Here is a 19,657-nt window from a genome sequence, read left to right on the forward strand (position 1 = left end):
AAAAAGGTGCATTGTGTTTCGTAAGTATGTATTACTTAAAGTCGTATACTTAAACAAATAGACTGAAAATTATCACTATACTAGTCCCACATAATGTGAGAGTCCGGCACATATTCATCTGATTAGGACAAACACAACGCAAGGAGGAAGCAGGATGCTGCACATCGTCGTCTGTGTCAAACAGGTGCCGGACAGCCGGGAGATCCGCATCGATCCCAAGACGAACACCTTGATTCGCCAAGGGGTTCCGGCGATCGCGAACTTCTACGACATGCACGGGCTGGAAGAGGCACTTCGCATCAAAGATGAAAAAGGCGCCGTGATCACCGTGGTCTGCATGGGCCCGCCGCCCGCCGAAAAATCCTTGAAAGAATGCATCTCGCTGGGAGCCGACCGCGCCGTTCTGGTCACCGACCGCGGGTTTGCCGGCGCGGATACGCTGGCCACGTCTTATGTGCTGGGCTTGACGATTCAAAAGGTGGCCGCGGAGTTCGGCCCGGTCGACATCGTGTTCTGCGGCAAGCAGACGCTCGACGGCGACACCGGTCAGGTGGGACCGGGCATCGCCTGCCGATTGGATCTCGAGCAGCTCACCTACGTGCAAAAAGTCGAGAAGATCGACCAAGAAGCCCGCCGCATCACGGTGCACCGCCATCTGGAAGACGGGGTGGAAGTGGTCGAGACGGCGATGCCGGTGCTGATCACCGCGCTCAAAGAGATGAACAAAGTCCGCCGCGCCCCGCTGCCGGGGATGATCCGGGCGGCCAAATTTAAGCCGGTGATCTGGACGACGCAGGACTTCCCGGGTCTTGAACGGGCGAAGATCGGTTTGAAAGGCTCGCCGACCATCGTCTCCAAGACGTGGGTGCCGGAGCAGCGTCATGTGGACACGGAGATGATCGCGGCCGACACGCCGCAAGCGACGGCCGGTCTTTTGGTCGATAAACTTTGGCAGACCGAATTGCCGCAGCGGTTCGGCTGGGCCAACGGAAGCGAGGTGTGAGCGAGGTGGCGGAAGAAAACAAAAAGAAAGCGGCGGACGACATGCCGGACTGGTCGGACTACCGGGGCGTGATGATCGTCGTCGAGCAGCGGGCAGGTAAAGCGGCCAGCGTCTCCCTGCAATTGCTCGGGGAAGGGCGCAAACTGGCTGACAAATTGGAAACGGAACTGATGGCGCTGGTGATCGGTCATGATGTGCGCCATCTGGCCGAAGAGATGATCTACTACGGAGCGGACAAAGTGTACGTCAGCGACGCGCCGGAGCTGAAAGACTACCGCACGCGTCCTTACTCCCGCGTCTGTTTGCAAGTACTGCGCGACGTCAAGCCGGAGATCGTGCTGCAAGGCGCGACGGCGACAGGACGCGACCTCGCAGGCGCGATTGCGACGCATCTGCCGACGGGGCTGACGGCCGACTGCACGATCCTTGATGTCGAGCCGCATCCGAGCCGCCTGCTGCTGGCGTCCCGGCCGGCTTTTTCCGAGAAGATGCTGGCGACGATCCTCTGCAAGCAGTATCGACCGCAGATGGCGACCACCCGCGCCGGGGTGTTCGAAGCGCTGCCTCGCGACACGACGCGCACCGGCGAAGTGATCACCGTCGAGAACACGATGAAGGAAGAGGAGATCGCCGCGAAAGTGCTGCGATTTATCGAAGAGACGGAGCGGTTCAACCTCGAAGACGCCGAGATCATCGTCGCGGGCGGACGGGGTCTTGGCGGGCCGGAGCCGTTTAAAATGCTGCAAGATCTGGCCGACGCGCTCGGCGGCGTGGTCGGCGCATCCCGCGCAGCGGTCGACGCCGGGTGGATCGAGCACAAGCACCAAGTCGGGCAGACCGGCTACACCGTGCGCCCGAAACTCTACATCGCCGTCGGTATCTCCGGCGCGGTGCAGCATCTGGTCGGCATGCAAAACTCCGACCTGATCGTGGCGATCAACCGCGACCCGGATGCACCGATCTTTAAAACGGCCAACTACGGCATCGTCGGCGACCTGTTCCAGATCATTCCGGCGCTTACGGCGGCTGTCAAGGAAAAGCGCGTGTTGATCCCGCAGTCCTCGGCACAGGAGGGAGTCACTCATGGAAAAATTTGATGCGGTCGTCGTCGGGGCGGGTCCGGCTGGAGCTGCTGCGGCGATGACGATGGCGCGGGCCGGTCTGTCGGTCGTCCTGCTTGAACGGGGGGAGTTCCCCGGTGCGAAAAATCTGTTCGGCGGCGTGCTCTACCGCCGTCAGCTCGAAGACATTCTGCCGGACGAGTGGCAAAACGCACCGGTCGAACGCCAGATCATCGAGCAAAATCTCTGGATCATGGGCAAAGACGCGGTGACCAAGCTCGGCCATCGCAACGAAGCGTTCAAAAGCCCGAACTGCTGGACCGGGATGCGCGTCAAATTTGACCAGTGGTTTGCCGAGCGCGCCGTGGCGGCAGGAGCACTGCCCGTCTACGAGACGGTGGCGACGGAACTGATCCGCGAAGGCGGCAAGGTCGTCGGCGTGCGCACCGACCGCGAGCACGGCGATCTCTACGCCGACGTCGTGGTCATCGCCGACGGGGTCAACTCGCTGCTCGGCAAAGCGCTCGGTGTCCACCAAGAGTGGCAGCCGGATCAAGTGTCGCTGGCGGTCAAAGAGCAGATCTTCCTGCCGAAGGAAAAGATCCTCGACCGATTTAACCTCGAAGGCGACGAAGGGGCGACCATCGAGTTTGTCGGTGAGACATCGGGCGGCATGACGGGGCTTGGATTCCTGTATACAAATAAGGAGTCGATCTCGCTCGGGATCGGCGTGATGGTCTCCGATCTCAAGCGCACACGCGTCAAACCGTACCAACTGCTGGAGCAGGCCAAGCAGCACCCGGCGATCCGTCGTCTGATCCAAGGCGGCGAGACCAAGGAATACGCCGGTCACCTGATCCCGGAAGGCGGCTTGAAAGCGGTGCCGCAACTGTCGGGCGACGGCTGGGTGATCTGCGGCGACGCAGCGCAGTTGGTCAACTTTGTCCACCGCGAAGGGACCAACCTCGCGATGACGTCGGGCCGCTATGCCGGGGAAACGATCATCGCGGCGAAGCAAAAAGGCGACTACTCGCGGGCGGCTCTGTCGCACTACGACCGCCAAGTGGCCGCCTCATTCATCCGCAAAGACCTCAAGAAATACCAAGGTCTGCACGGGCTCCTGAACGAGATCGATCCGAAGCTCCTGTTCTCCCAGTTGCCCAAGGCGGTCAACGAGGCGGCGTTTGAGATGCTGAACGTCGACGGAAGGACGAAGGCGGAGAAGCAGCGGTTTGCCATCAACCACATCAAAGAGACGGCCGGCGGCACATGGGATCTGCTCAAGCTCGGCTGGAAAGGCTGGAGGGCGATCAACGGATGAGCGAAGAGAAAGCGGCACCGCAAAAAGGCGCTTCGATCGAGGAGAAACTGTTCACCATCCGCTACAAGGTGGACGACATCTCCCACCTGATCATCAAGGACCAAGAGGTCTGCATGAAGTGCGAGACCAAGGAGTGCAACGATTTTTGTCCGGCCGATGTCTACTCTTGGCGCGATCTGACCACCCATGTCGCGTTTGAGAACTGCATCGAGTGCGGCACCTGCCGCATCGGCTGCCCGACCTACAACATCGAGTGGGTCTACCCGAAAGGCGGCTACGGCATCACCTACAAATTTGGTTGATCGACACAACAGAATCAGGCAGGACCGAGAGGACGCTCGTATTTCGCGAGTCGTCCTTTTATTTATTCAGAAAATTGATTACACTAGGTGTTATGAAGCGCGTCAGGGAGGTATACATATGTCTACACACACCTTTGAAATCACCAACGAAGAACAGATGAATCAGGCGCTGGACATCCGCCGCACCGTGTTCATCGACGAGCAAAACGTGCCGGAGGACCTGGAGATCGACGAGTACGAATCGGTCTGCACCCACGTGCTCGCTCTGGACGATCAAGGTCGCCCGGTCGCGACGGGACGCATCCTGCCCTACGGCGAGGGAACGGGCAAAATGCAGCGGATCGCCGTCTTGAAAGAAGCGCGCACCGGCGGCTACGGACGCAAGGTGATGGCCGCTCTCGAAGAGATTGGCAAGGCGAAAGGCTACACGCATTTCGTGTTGGAAGCGCAAACACACGCCGAGGAATTTTATAAAAAGCTCGGCTACACGACAACATCGGAACCGTTTTACGAGGCGGGCATCCTGCATGTGAGAATGGAAAAGTCCGTATAGGAAATTCCGTATCGAATTCAATCTGACACACGACGAGGGGGAGTCGGGCAGATGAGGAAGAACTACGCGTTGTTTTGGTTGGCCGCCTCACTCATCTTTGCACTCGACCGGGTGACCAAGGTCTGGGCGGAATCGACGCTCTCCCTCGGCGAGAGCGTGCCGGGCATTCGCGACTGGTACGAGTGGACGCTGTATCACAACACAGGTGCTGCGGGCGGCGTGCTCAGCGGCCATGTCGAAATGCTGATCTTCATCTCGGTGATCGCCATCGCAGGCATCCTGTGGTTTGTCCATCGGGGCGACCACGATGCCAACATCTGGCTGTTGACCGGCCTTGGCCTGATGATCGGCGGCGCGCTGGGCAATCTGTTCGACCGCGTCTGTTACCATTATGTGATCGACTTTATCGATCCGGTCTCGGAAGACTACATCTACAACATCGCCGACAAAGGCATCCGCTGGGGGCTGTACATCGGCTTGTTCGGTCTCTGGCGTTCCCGGAGGCGATATGTCAAGGAAGAGCAACAAAACGAGCAAAAAGTCGTTTCCTGATTTGGAAAGATCATGTATACTGGTGGGTAACCAGTACTTGAGAGGAGGTGAGGCAGGATGAATCGCAACGCACTGAGCGAACAGATCAAAAGATTGGAACATCTGTTCGTACCCGCAACCCGTGCAGCCTTCAACGGGACCCGTCTGTCCTTTTTTACCCCATTCAACGATCAACAGGCGCATTTCATCCTGCCTTGACCTCAACGGATACATCGGTTGACAAAGGCTGCGGGAGATGTTCCCGCAGTCTTTTTTTGTACCCGTCAGGCCTTGGCCGGTAGACCCGGAGGAGGCATTTCCCATGATCATCAACTGCCAACAAGTTCAAAAATATTACGGCGCGCAACTCGTGCTGTCCGAACTCACGTTTGAAATCCGCGAAGGCGAGCGCGTCGGGCTGATCGGCGCAAACGGCGCGGGCAAATCGACGTTGTTTAAAATGCTCACCCGCGAGACGACGCCCGACAGCGGTCTTCTGACGATCCGCAAAGGGCTGCGAATCGGCTCGCTGGCGCAAGTCCCCGACTATCGCGACGGCACCCGCGTCTACGAAGTGCTGGCTCGCGGTTATGAAGAGGTGCGGAGCTGGCAGGCGCGCATCACCGTGCTCGAAGCAGAGATGACCGAGCCGGATGTCTACGAAAACGAAGCGCGACTGGCTCAGGTGCTCGCCGAGTATGACCGGCTGCGGGAGGCGTTTGAGCGAGCCGGGGGCTATGAGATGGAGGCGCAGATCGAGCGCGTCGCGCACGGTCTTGGCATCGCACAGGCGCAGTATGACCGCCCGTTTGCGTCCCTGTCCGGCGGGGAAAAGACCAAGGTCGGTCTCGCCGCGCTCTTGATCGAACAGCCGGACCTGCTCCTGCTCGACGAGCCGACCAACCACCTCGACATGCATGCGGTCGAGTGGCTGGAGGAGTATCTGCGGGGCTATGCGGGCACGTTTGTCGTCATCTCGCACGACCGCTGGTTTCTCGATCAGGTCGTGACCAAAGTGATCGAGATCGAGGATGGCGAAGCGGCGATCTATCACACCAATTACACCGCCTATCAGCAGGAAAAAGAAGAGCGGCTCCTGCAACTGTTCAACGAGTATCAGGAGCAACAGAAAAAGATCAACAAGATGCAAGAGACGATCAAACAGCTGTACGAATGGGGGAGACGGGGCAGCAACGAAAAGTTTTTCCGCCGCGCCCAGTCGATGCAAAAGGCGCTCGACCGCATCCAGCGCGTGAAAAAGCCGGTGATGGAGCGCAGGCAGATGGACCTGCAACTCCAGATGGAAGGACGCTCCGGTAAACAGGTCGCCGTCTTTGACGAGGTGACCAAAACGTTCGGCACGCGCACCTTGTTCAATGGACTGTCTGAGCGATTGGTTTACGGTGAGCGCATCGCCCTGATCGGCGCAAACGGCGCGGGTAAAAGTACGCTGTTCAAACTGTTGCTCGGCCAACTCCGACCGGACGCAGGTCGGGTGACGCTCGGGGCAAACGTCGCAGTCGGCTACCTGGCGCAGGAGCAAGCGCCGGAGAGCGATGACAAGACGGTGTTGCAGTATTTCCGGGAAGAAGCCCGCATGGAAGAGGGAAGGGCGCGAGGGGAACTGGCGCGGTTTCTCTTCTACGGGGCGAGCGTGTTCAAAGCGGTGAAAAACCTCTCCGGCGGCGAGTGGAGCCGTCTGCGACTGGCGTTGCTGATGTATGAGCGGCCCAATCTGCTCTTGCTCGACGAACCGACCAACCATCTCGACATCCCGTCCCGCGAGGCGTTGGAGGAAGCGTTGGAAGACTATCCGGGCACGGTGCTGGTGATCTCGCACGACCGCTATTTCATCAACTCCCTCGTGCAGAAGATCTGGTCGCTGGAAGCGGGACAGTTGACCCGCTATGAGGGCAACTTCCATTATTATTTGGAAAAGCGTCCCGATTCTGTCGTTGCCGTTGCGCCTGTGCAGGCTGAGCAACCGGTCATCGTTGCGCCGGAGCCGGAAGAGAAAAAACGCGTCAACCCGTATGTCAAAGCTCGTCTCGAAGAGACGCTCACCGCTCTGGAAGCGAAGATCGCTGGGCTCGACTCGTCCATCGCCGACCCGGCCCACGCTACAGATGCCGCCCTGCTGGCCGATCTCTGCCGTCAGCGGGAGGAGACGCAGGAGGAGTACGACAACGCATTCGAGCAGTGGATGGAACTGGAAGGCGAATCGGGCGTTTGACACAAAACGTTAACAGGATGGAAAGAACTACTATGTAACCTCTCCCCCTGACAATCGTCTATAATTTACAGGGGAACTCAGGGGGAGGGGAGAAGCAGTGAGAAGATGGCCGTTGTTTGTTTTGGCATTTGCTTTGGTAGTCGTCGCGGCCGTTTGGATGAACGGAACCAACAAGACCGTAACAGATACAGACAGTCAGAGAGATCAAGCTCATACGAATGTACAAAGCACAGAACAAGCCGATTCGTAACGGAGGATCGTTTCTTATAGAAAAGCCGGACCGCCTATTTGCAGCGGACCGGCTTTTTTTCGTGCGTTACCCGTTTACAATCGCGCCGCCGTTGACGTGGATCATCTGGCCGCTCACATACGTGGAATCGTCCGACGCCAGATACACGTAGGCGGGTGCGAGCTCGAACGGCTGCCCCGCACGTTTGTAGGGCACCTCCCGGCCAAACTTTGCCACCTCTTCGGCGGAGAACGACGACGGGATCAGCGGCGTCCAGATCGGCCCCGGTGCCACGCCGTTGACGCGAATGCCGCGGTCGACCAGTTGCAAAGACAAGGTGTAGGTGAAGACGCGCAACGCCCCTTTGCTCGACGAGTAATCGAGCAATTTTTCTTGACCGCGATAGGCGACGATGGAGTCCGTATTGATGATCGACGCGCCGCGTTGCAGATGGGGCAAGGCTGCTTTGGTCAGGAAAAACGGGGCAAAGATATTGACGGCAAACGTCCGCATCCACTGCTCCGTCGAGATCTCCTCGGGACCTTCGGCGACGTATTGCACCGCGGCGTTGTTGACGAGGATGTCGATCTGCCCATACCGGCGGATCGTCTCGTCGATGATCCATCGGCAGTTGTCTTCCGAAGTGATGTCGGCCGCGAGAAAGAGCGAGCGTCCGCCGAGTTGCTCGATCCGTACTTTGGTCTCCATCGCGTCCCGGTGCTCGTTCAGATAGACGATGACCACAGTCGCTCCTTCTTTTACAAATGCATAGGCGACGGCGCGGCCAATCCCGGAGTCACCGCCGGTGATGATCGCGACTTTGCCTTTGAGTTTGCCGCTGCCCCGATAGTTCGGATCTTCCGAGATCGGGCGCGGCTCCATCAGATATTCAAACCCAGGGTGAAAGTCCTGATGCTGGGGTGGGAATTGTTTCGGCAGATCTTGCGAGTCGGGCATAAGAGACAGCCTCCTTGGCAGAATCGTATGCTATGGGTATATGTGGAAGGTTGGGAAATCGTTCATTGCCGGAAACCTCTTCGCTTGGTAGAATTTATCTCATGAATTCTGCGAGCGGGAGGTTTTCCAATGAGTAAAGGAGCCGGGCAAATGTTCGCTGCTCTCGCGTTGGCGGTATTGACAGCCGCTTGTTCTGATTCTTCTGAAGAAAAAACGGAGATCATCCTCTCCGCCGCTGCATCGCTCGGGCAGCCGCTTGGGCAGATCCGCGCCGATTTTGAACGGGAATATCCCAAACTGCGTCTGACGATCCACCTCGGCTCGTCGGGGGCGTTGCAAAAGCAGATCGAGCAAGGCGCGCCTGCCGATCTGTTCTGGTCCGCAGGCGTGGCGCAGATGGACGCACTCGAAAAAAAGGGACTGCTTCTCGACGGTACGCGCCGTGATGCGGCCGGCAACGAACTGGTGCTGGTCTTGCCTAAGGCGGAGGAGAGCGATGTGATCACGTTTAAAAGCCTAGGCGAAGCAAAAGTGCAAAAAATCGCCGTCGGAACGCCGGAAACTGTGCCTGCCGGGCAATATGCACAGCAAACATTGGAGACACTGAATGTCTGGGATTCGGTAAAGTCCCGGGCCGTCTGGACCAAGGACGTCACCCAAGTGCTGACTTATGTGGAGCGCGGTGATGTGCAGGCCGGCATCGTCTACCGCTCCGACGCACAGGGATCGGATAAAGTGCGTGTGGTGGCGACGGCTCCGGAAGGCAGCCACCAGCCGATCATCTATCCGCTCGCCGGGATCAAGGCGACCCGACACCCGGATGCAGTCCGCGAGACGATCCGCTATTTGACTGGGCCGCATGCGCAAGAGATCTTGCAAAAGCACGGCTTCAAGAAAGCAGAGGACCGGTAGATGGACGAGTTCTGGTCGCCTGTCCGTCTCTCCTTGCAAGTCGCACTGTGGTCGACGGTGTTTGCGGGTCTGCTCGGACTGTTGGCCGGTCGTTTGCTGGCACGGCGGACGTTTCCCGGGAAATCGATGGTGGAGACGCTGTTGCTGCTGCCGATGGTCTTGCCGCCGACGGTGGTCGGGTTTGGGCTGTTGATGCTGCTTGGCAAACAAGGCATCGGCTCGCTGTTGCCAGAGGGGCAGACAATCCTGTTCACGTGGTATGCGGCGGTGATCGCGTCGACCGTCGTTTCCTTTCCGCTGATGTATCAAGCGGCCAAGTCCGGATTTGAACTGATCGACCCGGATCTGGAAGCGGTCGCGAAAACGCTCGGAGCAAACGGTTGGCAAGTGTTTTGGCATGTTACGCTGCCGCTGGCATGGCCCGCGTTGTTGTCCGGCGTGCTGCTCAGTTTCGCGCGCGGACTCGGTGAATTTGGCGCGACGCTGATGGTGGCGGGCAACATCCCCGGTCGCACACAAACCCTGCCGCTTGGCATATACAACGCTGTGGAGTCGGGCAGCACGTCGTTGGCGTGGCGGTGGGTGATCTGTTTATTTCTCCTGTCCTTCCTTTTTTTATGGATCATTCAAAGGGCCGGGAAGTGGAAAGATAGCCACAAGGTCTAGACCAAAAAAAGAAAATGTTACGTTTTAGTAGTGGCGGGAATTTGGCAAGTATGGCACAATGGGTAAAGTGTGCTTACAAAACGGTTTATTTTTGACTTTTGGGAGGAACTTATGAAGCATCAAGAACGGCTTCGCAATATTGCGATCATTGCCCACGTTGACCATGGGAAGACAACCCTCGTCGATAAATTGCTCCAGCAGTCCGGTATCTACCGGGCAAACGAGCAGGTCGTCGAACGCGTTATGGACTCGAACGACCTGGAAAGAGAACGCGGGATCACGATCCTCGCGAAAAACACCGCTGTCGACTACGGCGACTACCGCATCAACATCGTCGACACCCCTGGCCACGCCGACTTCGGCGGCGAGGTAGAACGTATCCTCAAGATGGTTGACGGCGTACTGCTCGTCGTCGACGCGTTTGAAGGCGTCATGCCGCAGACCAAGTTCGTTCTGCGCAAAGCCCTCGAGCAAAACCTGACCCCGATCGTCGTCGTCAACAAGATCGACCGTCCGACCGCGCGTCCGGACGATGTCATCGACGAAGTGCTCGGCCTGTTCATCGAACTGGATGCAAACGAAGACCAGCTCGAGTTCCCGGTCGTGTACGCGTCGGCGATCAACGGCTACGCGATGCTCGACCACACGCAGCCGGGCACCGACATGAAGCCGCTGTTCGACTCCATCGTCGAACACATCCCGTCTCCGAACGTCGACCCGGATCAGCCGCTGCAGATCCAGATCAACATGCTGGACTACAACGACTACCTCGGCCGCATCGGCATCGGCCGCGTCCATCGCGGTGTTGTTCGCGTCAACGACCAAGTCGCTGTCATGAAGCGCGACGGCAAAGTTGAACGCCAGCGCGTGGTCAAGTTGTTCGGCTTCTCGGGCCTCGCCCGCGTCGAAGTCGAAGAAGCGCAAGCGGGCGATCTGATCGCCTTCGCAGGCCTTGGCGAGATCAACGTCGGGGAGACCATCGCCGACCTGAATCATCAGGAAGCTCTGCCGCTCCTGCACATCGACGAGCCGACCCTGCAGATGACGTTCATCGTCAACGACTCGCCGTTCGCAGGTCAAGAAGGCAAGCACGTCACGTCGCGCAAACTGCGCGACCGCCTGTTCGCGGAGCTGGAGACGGACGTTTCCATGCGTGTTGACGAAACCGATTCGCCGGACGCGTACATCGTCTCGGGCCGCGGTGAACTCCACCTGTCGATCCTGATCGAGAACATGCGCCGCGAAGGGTTCGAGCTGGCCGTTTCCAAGCCGCAAGTTATCTTCCGCGAGATCGACGGCGTCCTCTCCGAGCCGTACGAGCACCTCGTGGTCGACGTGCCGGAAGAGTACACCGGCGCGGCGATGGAACGCCTCGGCCTTCGCAAAGCGGACATGACCAACATGATCAACAACGGCACCGGCAACGTGCGCCTTGAGTTCTTGATCCCGGCGCGCGGCCTGATCGGCTTCCGCACCGAGTTCCTGACGATCACCCGCGGCTTTGGCATCATGAACCACTCGTTCCACAGCTACATGCCGTCCAAAGGCGACATCGAAGGCCGTCACGCAGGCGTCCTCGTGGCTGCTGAGACCGGCACCGCTTCCTACTACGGCATCGAAGGTCTGGAAGATCGCGGTGTCATGTTCATCGAGCCGGGCACCGAGGTGTACGAAGGCATGATCGTCGGCGAACACAACCGCGACAACGACTTGACCGTCAACCCGTGCAAAACCAAGGCGGCGACCAACGTCCGTTCCGCGACGAAGGACGACACGACCCGCCTGAAAGCTCCGCGCCTGATGTCGCTGGAGCAAGCACTCGAATACCTCAACGACGACGAGTACTGCGAAATCACGCCGAAGTCGGTGCGTCTGCGCAAGAAGTACCTGAAGAAGAACGAGCGTGAGCGCTTCGAGAAAGAAAAGAAATGGGCGAAGCAAAACGTATAGTCGACTTTTGCAACGGCAATCTCATGACGTTCGGGATGGAAATGATCCACGAACTGCGTGAGAAGCGCCCGGAGTGGAGCGTCAGTCGCTACGGCTGTCTGACCAACTGCGGCGAGTGTGCCGTTCGTCCCTTTGCCATCGTCGATGACGAGATCGTCACCGCAGCAACTCCCGAGGAACTGCTGACGAAATTGCTCGCCGATTGACCCGGAAAGACCCTCTCGCACCTGTGAGAGGGTCTTTTTGGCGTGACGTATGGGAACAGGTAAAAGATGTTATAATGACTGGTAGAAAGCTTGTTCGAAAGGGGTTCTCTCGCATGGCTGAAAAATTGATGAACACACTCTCCAAGGAACTGGTCGACTACCTGCAGGGAGAGCGGATCGTGTCTCTCGCTTCCATCGATGCGGACAACGGTTCGCCGAACATCCTCTGCATTTCTTGGTTGCTCGCCACCGACGCGTCGACGATCCGACTGGCAGTCGACGGACGTTCGCAACTGCTCAAAAATATTGAAAAAGACAAACGCGTCACCGTCAATGTGCTGGGAGCCGGTTCTGCGTACGCGATCATGGGCACGGCCAGCAAGTACACAGACAATCTCGAAGGCGTCGCGCTGAACATGGCGGGCGTGGAGATCAAAGTCGAGCAGGTGTACGACGTGATGTTCTACGGCGGTAAACTGACGACCGAGCCGGGATTTGAAAAGACATATGACAAAGCACTCGCTGAGAAATACGACACCGAAGTCTACACGGCTTTGCGCCGCTAATACATACTCGAAGATTCTGCGCGGATCTTCCACATCTCCACGAACTCCAAAGGAGGGACGTACAATGGATAAGCCATTTTCTTACCCGCTGACGATGAAAAACGGCAAGGTGTTTGACGCTGCCGGCAAAGACGTGACCGATCTGTATCAGGAGTACAAGCAGTCTGAGGCTGCTGACAAGATGATCAACGCTCTGGAGAAGCTCGCCGAGGCGAAACTCGGCGGTCAGGAGACGCGGCGGATGCTGTTCATCGACTCGGCGTACAAGTACACGGCTGTGATCGAGACCTTTATCGGAGACGATCTCTCCGACCGGCTCAATCTGGCCTATGCGGGCAAGGTGGAGCTGAACGAAAACGGCGACTGGTATCTTAACAAAATGAACCGCAAGATCGTCGCGATTGAGAGTCTGGCCCAACTGTACAGCCTTGTATCCCGCGGTGACATCTCGATGGAGATGGCGGAGACGGCGTGGGACAATCGCGAGTCGTGCTTCTATATGATTCGCCGCTAGGACACGACTTGACTCCTGTTACTGTATGGAAGCCCACTGTACATTTGACAGCATATCGGGTATCCTGTTAGTGCAAGATGAAGAGAGGAGGTGGGTCATTTGGTAACGTTGACGAATAGTGCTGCTGAGAAGATCACTTCCCTGCTGGCCGGGAAAGAGGACGACCAACTGGCTCTTCGTATCTACATCAAATCCGGTGGTTGCTCCGGTTTCTCCTATGGCATGGCACTCGACCGTGCAAAGGACACCGACCAAGTCTTCGAACAAGAAGGCGTAAAGATCGTGATTGATGAGATGAGCCGTCAGTACCTGGAAGGCGCACAAGTCGACTATGTCGACTCGATGATGGGTGCCGGTTTCAAGATCGAAAACCCGAATGCGTCGTCCACCTGCGGTTGCGGTTCTTCCTTCCGCACGAAGGACAACGCGGGCGCTCCGGGCGCTTGCTCCTAATCGCAGCAAACAAAGAAAGCCTACCCGCAAGGGTAGGCTTTTTCTTATGTGCGTTTCAGGAATTACAGAGCTGCTTTCGCTGCTGCGATGGCTGCTTCGTAGTCCGGGTGGGTGGTGACTTCCGGCACGTATTCGACGTGCACGAGCTTGTCGTTTTTGTCGATGACGAAGGTAGCGCGAGCGAGCAGGCGCAGTTCTTTGATCACAACGCCGTACGCGTGACCGAAGGACAGGTCGCGGTGGTCGGAGAGGGTTTGCACGTTCTCGATGCCGGCAGCGCCGCAGTAACGGCCTTGTGCGAACGGCAGGTCGACGGAGACGGTGAGGATCTTCACGTCGCCGAGGTTAGCTGCTTCTTCGTTGAAGCGGCGGGTTTGTGCATCGCATACGCCGGTGTCAACAGACGGCACGACGGAGATGATGCGGACGGAGCCTTTGGAGTCTTCCAAGGTGACCGGGGTCAGGTTGTTTGCCAGCACGGTGAAGTTCGGTGCTTGGTCGCCTACTTTTACTTCGTTGCCAACGAGGGTGACGGTGCCACCTTTAAAGGTAACGGTTTGACGTTCTGCGAGTTGCGTCATGAGCGAACATCCTCCTTTTTCTTGTAGAGAGAAATATGTACAAACACTATCTTACCCTAATCCTATCGATTTTTCATCATAGGACTGTAAAAATGTGAGGCTGATCACGTGATCAGCCCGCCGTTGGGGGACAGGACTTGTCCCGTGATGAACGACGACGTGGGCAAAGCGAGAAACAGCACAGCAGCAGCGACGTCCTCCGGGGTGCCGAGGCGGCCGACCGGCGTCTCCTCGGCGAGCATCTGCAGAGCCTCCGGGTCGAGATGGCCGAGCATGTCGGTCTGCACTGCGCCGGGGGCGACTGCGTTGACGGTGATCCCGGACGGGCCCATCTCTTTGGCCAGCGCTTTGGTCAAGGAGATCAGGCCGCCTTTGGAGGCGGAGTAGGCCACTTCAAACGATCCGCCGGCCAGCCCCCAGATCGAGGAGATGTTGATGATCCGGCCGTAGCCGTTTTGGATCATGTACGGCAGGACCGCTTTGGCGCAGAGAAACGGCGATTTGAGATTGGCGTTCATCAGCGCGTCCCACTCGTCCTCCGTCGTGTCGAGCAGCAGCCCGGAGCGGGCGATCCCGGCGTTGTTGACGAGGATCGTCGGCGGGCCGATGTTCACAGCGGCGGTTTGCACGAGCGAAGCGACCTCCTGTGCCTGCGACACGTCCGCCCGCACGGCAAGCGCTTGTACGTCAAACTGGCGGCACGTCGAGACGACGTCAACCGCCAGCGTTTCGTTTTGCCGATAGTTGATCACCACGTTCGCACCGGCGGCGGCCAAGTGCAAGGCGATCGCCCGCCCGATGCCGCGCGATGCCCCTGTCACGATCGCGTTGTGACCGTGCAGGGGGCGGTAGGGCTGGGTTCCTGCTGGTGTTCCGTATGATAGCATATCCAAATTTCGTTCCGCTCCCTTTGCTTGCTGGATCTCCTCATTCTACCATATGAGGAAGCGGGAGTGCCCGTTTCTGCGACTCCCCGGCGCGGAGATCGAGACCTTGCAGCCATTCCTCCAGCACGGCGTTGAACGCGTCGGCTGCCCGCGTGGCGACGGCGTGGTTGACCCCGTCGACGACGGAGATCTGGGCATGCCGGATCTTTTCGGTCAATGCGGCCGCATTGGTGCCGGAGGATTTGTCTTTTTTGCCGTGAACGAGCAGGGTCGGGCAGGTGATCTTTGTGATGTCGTGCTCGTGCAGAAACTCCTGCGAGGCTTCGATCATCTGGACGCTTTCCGTCGGATCGGCGCGTTTGGCGATGCGGTAGAAAAAGCCGCGCTGAACGAGATTTTTCGCGTTGGACGTGGCGACCGAGTAGGCCAGGGCTTTGTGCAGTTTGGAGTGGATCATCCAGCGGGAGAAATCCATGCGCACGCGCAAGTAGAGATTGTTGACGCGGTCGATTGAGCCGATGCAGCAGATGCCGGCGGTGCGGTCCGGGTGGTTGACGGCGAAGCTCTGGGCGATCAACGTGCCGGTCGAGTAGCCGATCAACACGGCGCGTTCGATGCCGAGGTGGTCGAGCAACGCGAGCAGATCTCCGGCCAGATCGCGGATCGACAGCTTGCCTTTGGTCGTGCCGGTGCCGCCGTGACCCCGGCAGTCGTAGGTGACCATTCGGTAGCGAGTGGAAAAGACGGGAGCCTGGGCGATCCAGTTTTGGTGCGAGAGGCCGAGCCCGTGGATGAACACGAGCGGATCGCCTTGGCCCACGTCGGTGTAGAAATGGGAGATACCTTCGTGTTCAAATCTCGGCACGTCCGATTCCTCCTTTAATGGCCCGGCGTGCTGTCCTCCACGTCAGGGGAGAGAGCCAGCGGATCGATCAGGTTGAAATCGCCGTAGCCGATGTTCGGATCGACAAAGTTCTGCGGCGAGAGGGGAGCCAGCGGATCGAGCGTGTAGCCGTCGCGGCGGGCTGACCGGCGGCGCTCCTCGCTCGTCACCTGCGGAACGCCGTCTTTTCGTTCATCGCCCGGAGGCTCCAGCGTGTCGTGACCGACATTATAGGTTAATTTCCCATCCTCTGCGGTGCCGTACCCCGCGTTCGCAGACGTAAAAAACGACGCATCGCGGGCATCCATTTGGTCGTAGGGATAGGGATCTGTCAAATTGGCCGTATGATAAGAAGTTTCCACCGTGTCATCTGCGCGTGTCGCATTTGTTGCATTCGCTCGATCCGCTTCCTCTGCGCCGTTTTGAACCTCCCGATTTTCCTTCTCCTCCCCGTACATCCCCACGAGCGGCGCAGGCACACCGCCCGGTGTGAGCATCGCGGCGATGGAGATCGGGTCGATCACGCCCGGATCGGCCGCCACGAGGTCGCTCACGCCGCCGTCCGTCAGCAGATCAGCCTCGGTCGCCCCCTCGTCCTCCGCGCCCGTCATGCCGCCCGTGCGCGCCGCTTGCGAGCCTTCGTGGCGTGCTCCGGCATTCATGTCGTCAGCCGACGCACGGCTCACCGTCGACCCGCCCGTCGCCGTCCCGTCCGACGTGGTCATCCCCGTCGTATCCGACACCTGCCCTCCTTGCTCTCGCTCCACAAGCCCGCCATGCTTTTTCATCGTATCCATCGCTATCTTCGCCTCCTCGTCGTTTTGCACGTCCACAGTGATCCGATACACCGGGTCGATGCCGCGGTTGTACCGGTGCAGATTGGAATTTTGCCTCGGCAGATCTTCCTCGTCCCCCTGCGTGTGTTTATCCGGACGCAGGTACTCGCCGTAGCTTCTGCGAATCATCTTGTCGTTCGCAGGGGCACCGGTCAGCACCGGACCGAACTGCGGCACTGTAAACGAAGCCGACCCAAACGTCACCCCGCCCGTCTCCAGCGCATCGTCGGTCAACAAGGGCGAATTTTCTGCATCATTGACAACATCGCCGTTTTCACTGAGCGGACCCCGCTCTGGAGAGCGGGTTTGCCCTTCTTTCTGTTCAATTACTGAGATTCTTCCTCTAAAATGCGGCGTCAAGTCCTTGACGCAACCCTGAACGGTTGTATACGATAAAAAATGAGTGATGATTCGTTCATTTTTCATGTTCCTGCTCACCCCTTCATGGGTACGATTCCCGGAAGAGGGCGCGCAGATTCTAGGAGGGTTTGCCCTGTGTTCCGTAAAATTTTGATCGCGAACCGCGGCGAGATCGCTTGCCGTGTCATTCGAACCTGTAAAGCATTAGGCATCCAAACGGTCGGTATATATTCGGAGGCTGACGCGGAAGCCCCGCACGTCAAACTGGCGGACGAAGCGTTCCTCGTCGGCGCACCGCCGGTCGCACAGAGCTATCTGAACGTTGACCGGATCCTTGAGATCGCCAAAGAGACCGGAGCCGAGGCGGTTCACCCGGGCTACGGCTTGCTGTCCGAAAACACCGGCTTTGCCAAAAGCTGCGAGGCGGCCGGCATCACCTTCATCGGCCCGTCCACCGAAGCGATCGCCGCGATGGGCTCCAAAATCGAGTCCCGCAAAGCGATGGAAGCGGCTGGCGTCCCGGTCGTGCCGGGCATCACCCGCCCGCTGATCGACGAGGAAGAAGGCGTCACCGTCGCGAACGAGATCGGCTACCCGGTCATGCTGAAAGCATCGGGCGGCGGCGGCGGCATCGGCATGCAGGTCTGCCACAGCGACGACGAGCTGCGCAAAGCGTACGCGGGCAACCAAAACCGTGCTAAGCAATTCTTCGGCGACGACGCGATGTACATCGAAAAGTTTGTCGAGGAGCCGCGCCACGTCGAAGTGCAGATCCTCGCCGACAAAGACGGCAACACCGTCTACCTGTGGGAGCGCGAATGCTCGATCCAGCGCCGTCACCAAAAAGTCGTGGAGGAAGCTCCGTCCCCGTTCCTCGATGCGGAACTGCGTCAAAAGATGGGGGAGGCGGCCGTCCGCGCGGCCAAGTCGATCGGCTACAGCAACGCCGGCACCATCGAGTTTTTGGTCGACAAGCACCGTAACTTCTACTTCCTTGAGATGAACACGCGTCTCCAGGTCGAACACCCGATCACCGAGGAGATCACCGGCCTCGACCTCGTCGCGGAGCAGCTGCGCATCGCATACGGCGAGTCGCTCGGCTACGGTCAAGACGACATCAAGCTCGAAGGCCATGCCATCGAAGTGCGCATCTACGCCGAGGACCCGAAGACGTTCTTCCCGAGCCCTGGCACGATCACCCGTTTCGAAGCGCCGCAGGGCGAGCACGTCCGCAACGAGCTGGCCGTCGGCGAAGGCTCCAAAGTCACGCCGTTCTACGATCCGATGATCGCCAAGCTGATCGTCAAAGGGAACGACCGTTTGGAAGCGATTACACGCATGCAGGCTGCGCTTGAGAACTACCACGTCGAAGGCATCAAGACCAACATCCCGATGCTGCGCGACGTGATGGCGCACGAGGCGTTCCGCGCGGGGGATACGACCACCGATTTTGTGGCAAAACACATTCAGCAGAAAAAATAGCAGAGCGATCCCTAAGGAGGACATACACAATGACTGAAATCACCGCAAGCATGGCAGGCAACGTTTGGAAAGTACTCGTAAAACCGGGCGACACCGTCGAAGAGGGCCAAGACGTCGTCATCCTCGAATCGATGAAGATGGAGATCCCGATCTCCGCAGACTTTGGCGGCATCGTCAAAGAAGTCCGCGCGGAAGAAGGCGGCTTTGTCAACGAAGGCGACGTGCTGGTCGTCGTAGAAGACTAATCATGAAGAACTGGCCGAACGCCGTCACGATCAAGGAAGTCGGACCTCGTGACGGCTTGCAAAATGAAAAGACGGTCGTGTCGACCGAGGACAAGATCGCGTGGATCAACCAACTGAGCCGCACCGGGTTGAAACACATCGAGATCACCTCGTTCGTCAACCCGAAATGGATTCCGCCGCTCGCAGACAGCCTGGAAGTCGCTCAAGGCATCGAACGGGTGGAAGGCGTTACCTACTCCGCGCTGGTGCCGAACTTGCGCGGACTGGAGGGCGCTCTCAAGGCTGACCTCGACGAGGTGGCCGTGTTCATGTCGGCGACCGAAGCGCACAACAAAAAGAACATCAACAAGTCGATTGACGAGACGTTCCCGGTGCTGAAAGAGACGGTCGATCAGGCGTTGCAAGCGGGCAAGATCGTCCGCGGTTACCTGTCTACCGTCTTTGGTTGCCCGTATGAAGGCAAAACGGACGTCAAACAGGCGGTCTACGTCGCGCAAAAACTGTTCGACATGGGCATTCACGAGCTGTCGGTCGGCGACACCATCGGCGTGGCCAACCCGGCGCAGGTCTACGAAGTGCTCGAAGAACTCTTAAAATTCGTGCCTGCCGAAAAAATCGCGATGCATTTCCACAACACGCGCGGCACCGCGCTTGCCAACGTGCTCGCGTCGCTCGACATGGGCATCACGACGTTTGACGGCGCGCTCGGGGGTCTTGGCGGCTGTCCGTATGCGCCGGGCGCGTCGGGCAACCTTGCGACCGACGATCTGCTCTACATGCTGCACGGCATGGGCATCTCCACCGGCGTCGACCAAGGCCTCATGATCGAGTCGGCGAAGTTTATCGAAAACCGGATCGGGCGGCCGCTGCCGAGCCACACCTTGCAGACCGTTCGCGCGACCTGCGAGTAAGCGAAAGGGGAATTT

Annotated in this window: 23 protein-coding genes; 18 read left to right on the plus strand and 5 right to left on the minus strand. The window is 58.6% G+C overall.

The genetic code is table 11. From position 1 onward, the window contains the following. Positions 1 to 154 precede the first annotated feature (154 nt). The 8 genes from OS242_RS16530 (at position 155) to abc-f (ending at position 7,004) form a co-directional block, all read left to right on the plus strand. Positions 155 to 1,003 carry an electron transfer flavoprotein subunit beta/FixA family protein gene (locus tag OS242_RS16530; protein WP_267152803.1) on the plus strand — a complete coding sequence of 283 codons (849 nt, stop codon included), beginning with the start codon at positions 155 to 157 and terminating at the stop codon, positions 1,001 to 1,003. A gap of 41 nt (positions 1,004 to 1,044) precedes the next feature. After that, positions 1,045 to 2,100 (plus strand): electron transfer flavoprotein subunit alpha/FixB family protein, encoded by a 1,056-nt coding sequence (locus tag OS242_RS16535; RefSeq protein ID WP_407702123.1) that lies wholly within the window; start codon positions 1,045 to 1,047, stop codon positions 2,098 to 2,100. Continuing rightward, complete coding sequence (locus OS242_RS16540; protein WP_267152805.1) at positions 2,087 to 3,385, plus strand: FAD-dependent oxidoreductase; 1,299 nt, start codon at positions 2,087 to 2,089, stop codon at positions 3,383 to 3,385. The genes OS242_RS16535 and OS242_RS16540 overlap by 14 nt, the downstream gene beginning before the upstream one ends. After that, on the plus strand, positions 3,382 to 3,687 hold the full coding sequence (locus OS242_RS16545; RefSeq protein ID WP_267152806.1) for a ferredoxin family protein: 306 nt from the start codon (positions 3,382 to 3,384) through the stop codon (positions 3,685 to 3,687). Before OS242_RS16540 ends, OS242_RS16545 begins: the two co-directional genes overlap by 4 nt. A gap of 118 nt (positions 3,688 to 3,805) precedes the next feature. After that, positions 3,806 to 4,240 carry a GNAT family N-acetyltransferase gene (locus OS242_RS16550; protein WP_267152807.1) on the plus strand — a complete coding sequence of 145 codons (435 nt, stop codon included), beginning with the start codon at positions 3,806 to 3,808 and terminating at the stop codon, positions 4,238 to 4,240. A gap of 51 nt (positions 4,241 to 4,291) precedes the next feature. Continuing rightward, the gene (gene lspA / locus OS242_RS16555; RefSeq protein ID WP_267152808.1) at positions 4,292 to 4,792 is read left to right on the plus strand and encodes a signal peptidase II; all 501 of its coding nucleotides are present in this window, start codon (positions 4,292 to 4,294) and stop codon (positions 4,790 to 4,792) included. Between the two features lie 57 nt (positions 4,793 to 4,849). Continuing rightward, entirely contained in the window at positions 4,850 to 4,990 is a 141-nt protein-coding gene (locus OS242_RS16560; RefSeq protein ID WP_267152809.1) for a hypothetical protein, read from the plus strand. Positions 4,991 to 5,093: 103 nt separating this feature from the next. After that, a complete protein-coding gene (gene abc-f / locus OS242_RS16565) occupies positions 5,094 to 7,004 on the plus strand; it encodes a ribosomal protection-like ABC-F family protein (RefSeq protein WP_267152810.1) in 1,911 nt (636 codons plus the stop codon). 316 nt (positions 7,005 to 7,320) lie between these two features. Here abc-f and OS242_RS16570 read toward each other — a convergent pair whose 3' ends face one another. Continuing rightward, positions 7,321 to 8,190, minus strand: a complete 870-nt coding sequence (locus tag OS242_RS16570; protein WP_267152811.1) for an SDR family oxidoreductase — start codon at positions 8,188 to 8,190, stop codon at positions 7,321 to 7,323. A 129-nt stretch (positions 8,191 to 8,319) separates the two neighbouring features. Here OS242_RS16570 and modA point away from each other — a divergent pair, with 129 nt between their 5' ends. The 7 genes from modA (at position 8,320) to erpA (ending at position 13,457) form a co-directional block, all read left to right on the plus strand. Beyond that, complete coding sequence (modA, locus tag OS242_RS16575) at positions 8,320 to 9,102, plus strand: molybdate ABC transporter substrate-binding protein (protein WP_267152812.1); 783 nt, start codon at positions 8,320 to 8,322, stop codon at positions 9,100 to 9,102. Beyond that, positions 9,103 to 9,768, plus strand: a complete 666-nt coding sequence (gene modB, locus OS242_RS16580; RefSeq protein ID WP_267152813.1) for a molybdate ABC transporter permease subunit — start codon at positions 9,103 to 9,105, stop codon at positions 9,766 to 9,768. It begins immediately after the preceding gene. 111 nt (positions 9,769 to 9,879) lie between these two features. Next, positions 9,880 to 11,718: a translational GTPase TypA gene (typA, locus tag OS242_RS16585; RefSeq protein WP_267152814.1), complete on the plus strand. Its 1,839-nt coding sequence runs from the start codon at positions 9,880 to 9,882 to the stop codon at positions 11,716 to 11,718. Then, entirely contained in the window at positions 11,697 to 11,924 is a 228-nt protein-coding gene (locus OS242_RS16590; protein WP_267152815.1) for a DUF1450 domain-containing protein, read from the plus strand. The genes typA and OS242_RS16590 overlap by 22 nt, the downstream gene beginning before the upstream one ends. A 113-nt stretch (positions 11,925 to 12,037) precedes the next feature. Next, the gene (locus OS242_RS16595; RefSeq protein WP_267152816.1) at positions 12,038 to 12,490 is read left to right on the plus strand and encodes a pyridoxamine 5'-phosphate oxidase family protein; all 453 of its coding nucleotides are present in this window, start codon (positions 12,038 to 12,040) and stop codon (positions 12,488 to 12,490) included. A 64-nt stretch (positions 12,491 to 12,554) separates the two neighbouring features. Continuing rightward, a complete protein-coding gene (locus tag OS242_RS16600; RefSeq protein WP_267152817.1) occupies positions 12,555 to 13,004 on the plus strand; it encodes a hypothetical protein in 450 nt (149 codons plus the stop codon). A 90-nt stretch (positions 13,005 to 13,094) separates the two neighbouring features. Beyond that, entirely contained in the window at positions 13,095 to 13,457 is a 363-nt protein-coding gene (gene erpA, locus OS242_RS16605) for an iron-sulfur cluster insertion protein ErpA (RefSeq protein ID WP_323372969.1), read from the plus strand. Positions 13,458 to 13,519: 62 nt separating this feature from the next. On the opposite strand, the gene tpx is transcribed toward erpA, so the two are convergent. From tpx to OS242_RS16625, 4 genes are all read right to left on the minus strand, one after another. Then, positions 13,520 to 14,038: a thiol peroxidase gene (tpx, locus tag OS242_RS16610; protein ID WP_267152819.1), complete on the minus strand. Its 519-nt coding sequence runs from the start codon at positions 14,036 to 14,038 to the stop codon at positions 13,520 to 13,522. 104 nt (positions 14,039 to 14,142) lie between these two features. Next, positions 14,143 to 14,925, minus strand: a complete 783-nt coding sequence (ymfI, locus tag OS242_RS16615) for an elongation factor P 5-aminopentanone reductase (RefSeq protein WP_267152876.1) — start codon at positions 14,923 to 14,925, stop codon at positions 14,143 to 14,145. A 40-nt stretch (positions 14,926 to 14,965) separates the two neighbouring features. Then, complete coding sequence (locus tag OS242_RS16620) at positions 14,966 to 15,790, minus strand: alpha/beta fold hydrolase (RefSeq protein ID WP_267152820.1); 825 nt, start codon at positions 15,788 to 15,790, stop codon at positions 14,966 to 14,968. 14 nt (positions 15,791 to 15,804) lie between these two features. Beyond that, a complete protein-coding gene (locus OS242_RS16625; protein WP_267152821.1) occupies positions 15,805 to 16,881 on the minus strand; it encodes a hypothetical protein in 1,077 nt (358 codons plus the stop codon). A gap of 258 nt (positions 16,882 to 17,139) precedes the next feature. Here OS242_RS16625 and accC point away from each other — a divergent pair, with 258 nt between their 5' ends. From accC to OS242_RS16640, 3 genes are read left to right on the plus strand one after another with little or no spacing between them, the layout of a single operon-like run. Further along, positions 17,140 to 18,486: an acetyl-CoA carboxylase biotin carboxylase subunit gene (gene accC / locus OS242_RS16630; protein ID WP_267152822.1), complete on the plus strand. Its 1,347-nt coding sequence runs from the start codon at positions 17,140 to 17,142 to the stop codon at positions 18,484 to 18,486. 29 nt (positions 18,487 to 18,515) lie between these two features. After that, positions 18,516 to 18,731, plus strand: a complete 216-nt coding sequence (locus OS242_RS16635) for an acetyl-CoA carboxylase biotin carboxyl carrier protein subunit (RefSeq protein WP_267152823.1) — start codon at positions 18,516 to 18,518, stop codon at positions 18,729 to 18,731. 2 nt (positions 18,732 to 18,733) lie between these two features. Continuing rightward, positions 18,734 to 19,642 carry a hydroxymethylglutaryl-CoA lyase gene (locus tag OS242_RS16640; protein WP_267152824.1) on the plus strand — a complete coding sequence of 303 codons (909 nt, stop codon included), beginning with the start codon at positions 18,734 to 18,736 and terminating at the stop codon, positions 19,640 to 19,642. Positions 19,643 to 19,657: the final 15 nt, after the last annotated feature.

Source organism: Tumebacillus lacus, from assembly GCF_026410385.1.
Classification (GTDB): Bacteria; Bacillota; Bacilli; order Tumebacillales; family Tumebacillaceae; genus Tumebacillus; species Tumebacillus lacus.

Bases quoted from the DNA above. Each gene is read 5' to 3' on its own strand.
- OS242_RS16530 (WP_267152803.1), top strand. From the start codon at position 155: ATGCTGCACATCGTCGTCTGTGTCAAACAGGTGCCGGACAGCCGGGAG.
- OS242_RS16535 (WP_407702123.1), top strand. From the start codon at position 1,045: ATGCCGGACTGGTCGGACTACCGGGGCGTGATGATCGTCGTCGAGCAG.
- OS242_RS16540 (WP_267152805.1), top strand. From the start codon at position 2,087: ATGGAAAAATTTGATGCGGTCGTCGTCGGGGCGGGTCCGGCTGGAGCT.
- OS242_RS16545 (WP_267152806.1), top strand. From the start codon at position 3,382: ATGAGCGAAGAGAAAGCGGCACCGCAAAAAGGCGCTTCGATCGAGGAG.
- OS242_RS16550 (WP_267152807.1), top strand. From the start codon at position 3,806: ATGTCTACACACACCTTTGAAATCACCAACGAAGAACAGATGAATCAG.
- lspA (WP_267152808.1), top strand. From the start codon at position 4,292: ATGAGGAAGAACTACGCGTTGTTTTGGTTGGCCGCCTCACTCATCTTT.
- OS242_RS16560 (WP_267152809.1), top strand. From the start codon at position 4,850: ATGAATCGCAACGCACTGAGCGAACAGATCAAAAGATTGGAACATCTG.
- abc-f (WP_267152810.1), top strand. From the start codon at position 5,094: ATGATCATCAACTGCCAACAAGTTCAAAAATATTACGGCGCGCAACTC.
- OS242_RS16570 (WP_267152811.1), bottom strand. From the start codon at position 8,190: ATGCCCGACTCGCAAGATCTGCCGAAACAATTCCCACCCCAGCATCAG.
- modA (WP_267152812.1), top strand. From the start codon at position 8,320: ATGAGTAAAGGAGCCGGGCAAATGTTCGCTGCTCTCGCGTTGGCGGTA.
- modB (WP_267152813.1), top strand. From the start codon at position 9,103: ATGGACGAGTTCTGGTCGCCTGTCCGTCTCTCCTTGCAAGTCGCACTG.
- typA (WP_267152814.1), top strand. From the start codon at position 9,880: ATGAAGCATCAAGAACGGCTTCGCAATATTGCGATCATTGCCCACGTT.
- OS242_RS16590 (WP_267152815.1), top strand. From the start codon at position 11,697: ATGGGCGAAGCAAAACGTATAGTCGACTTTTGCAACGGCAATCTCATG.
- OS242_RS16595 (WP_267152816.1), top strand. From the start codon at position 12,038: ATGGCTGAAAAATTGATGAACACACTCTCCAAGGAACTGGTCGACTAC.
- OS242_RS16600 (WP_267152817.1), top strand. From the start codon at position 12,555: ATGGATAAGCCATTTTCTTACCCGCTGACGATGAAAAACGGCAAGGTG.
- tpx (WP_267152819.1), bottom strand. From the start codon at position 14,038: ATGACGCAACTCGCAGAACGTCAAACCGTTACCTTTAAAGGTGGCACC.
- ymfI (WP_267152876.1), bottom strand. From the start codon at position 14,925: ATGCTATCATACGGAACACCAGCAGGAACCCAGCCCTACCGCCCCCTG.
- OS242_RS16635 (WP_267152823.1), top strand. From the start codon at position 18,516: ATGACTGAAATCACCGCAAGCATGGCAGGCAACGTTTGGAAAGTACTC.
- OS242_RS16640 (WP_267152824.1), top strand. From the start codon at position 18,734: ATGAAGAACTGGCCGAACGCCGTCACGATCAAGGAAGTCGGACCTCGT.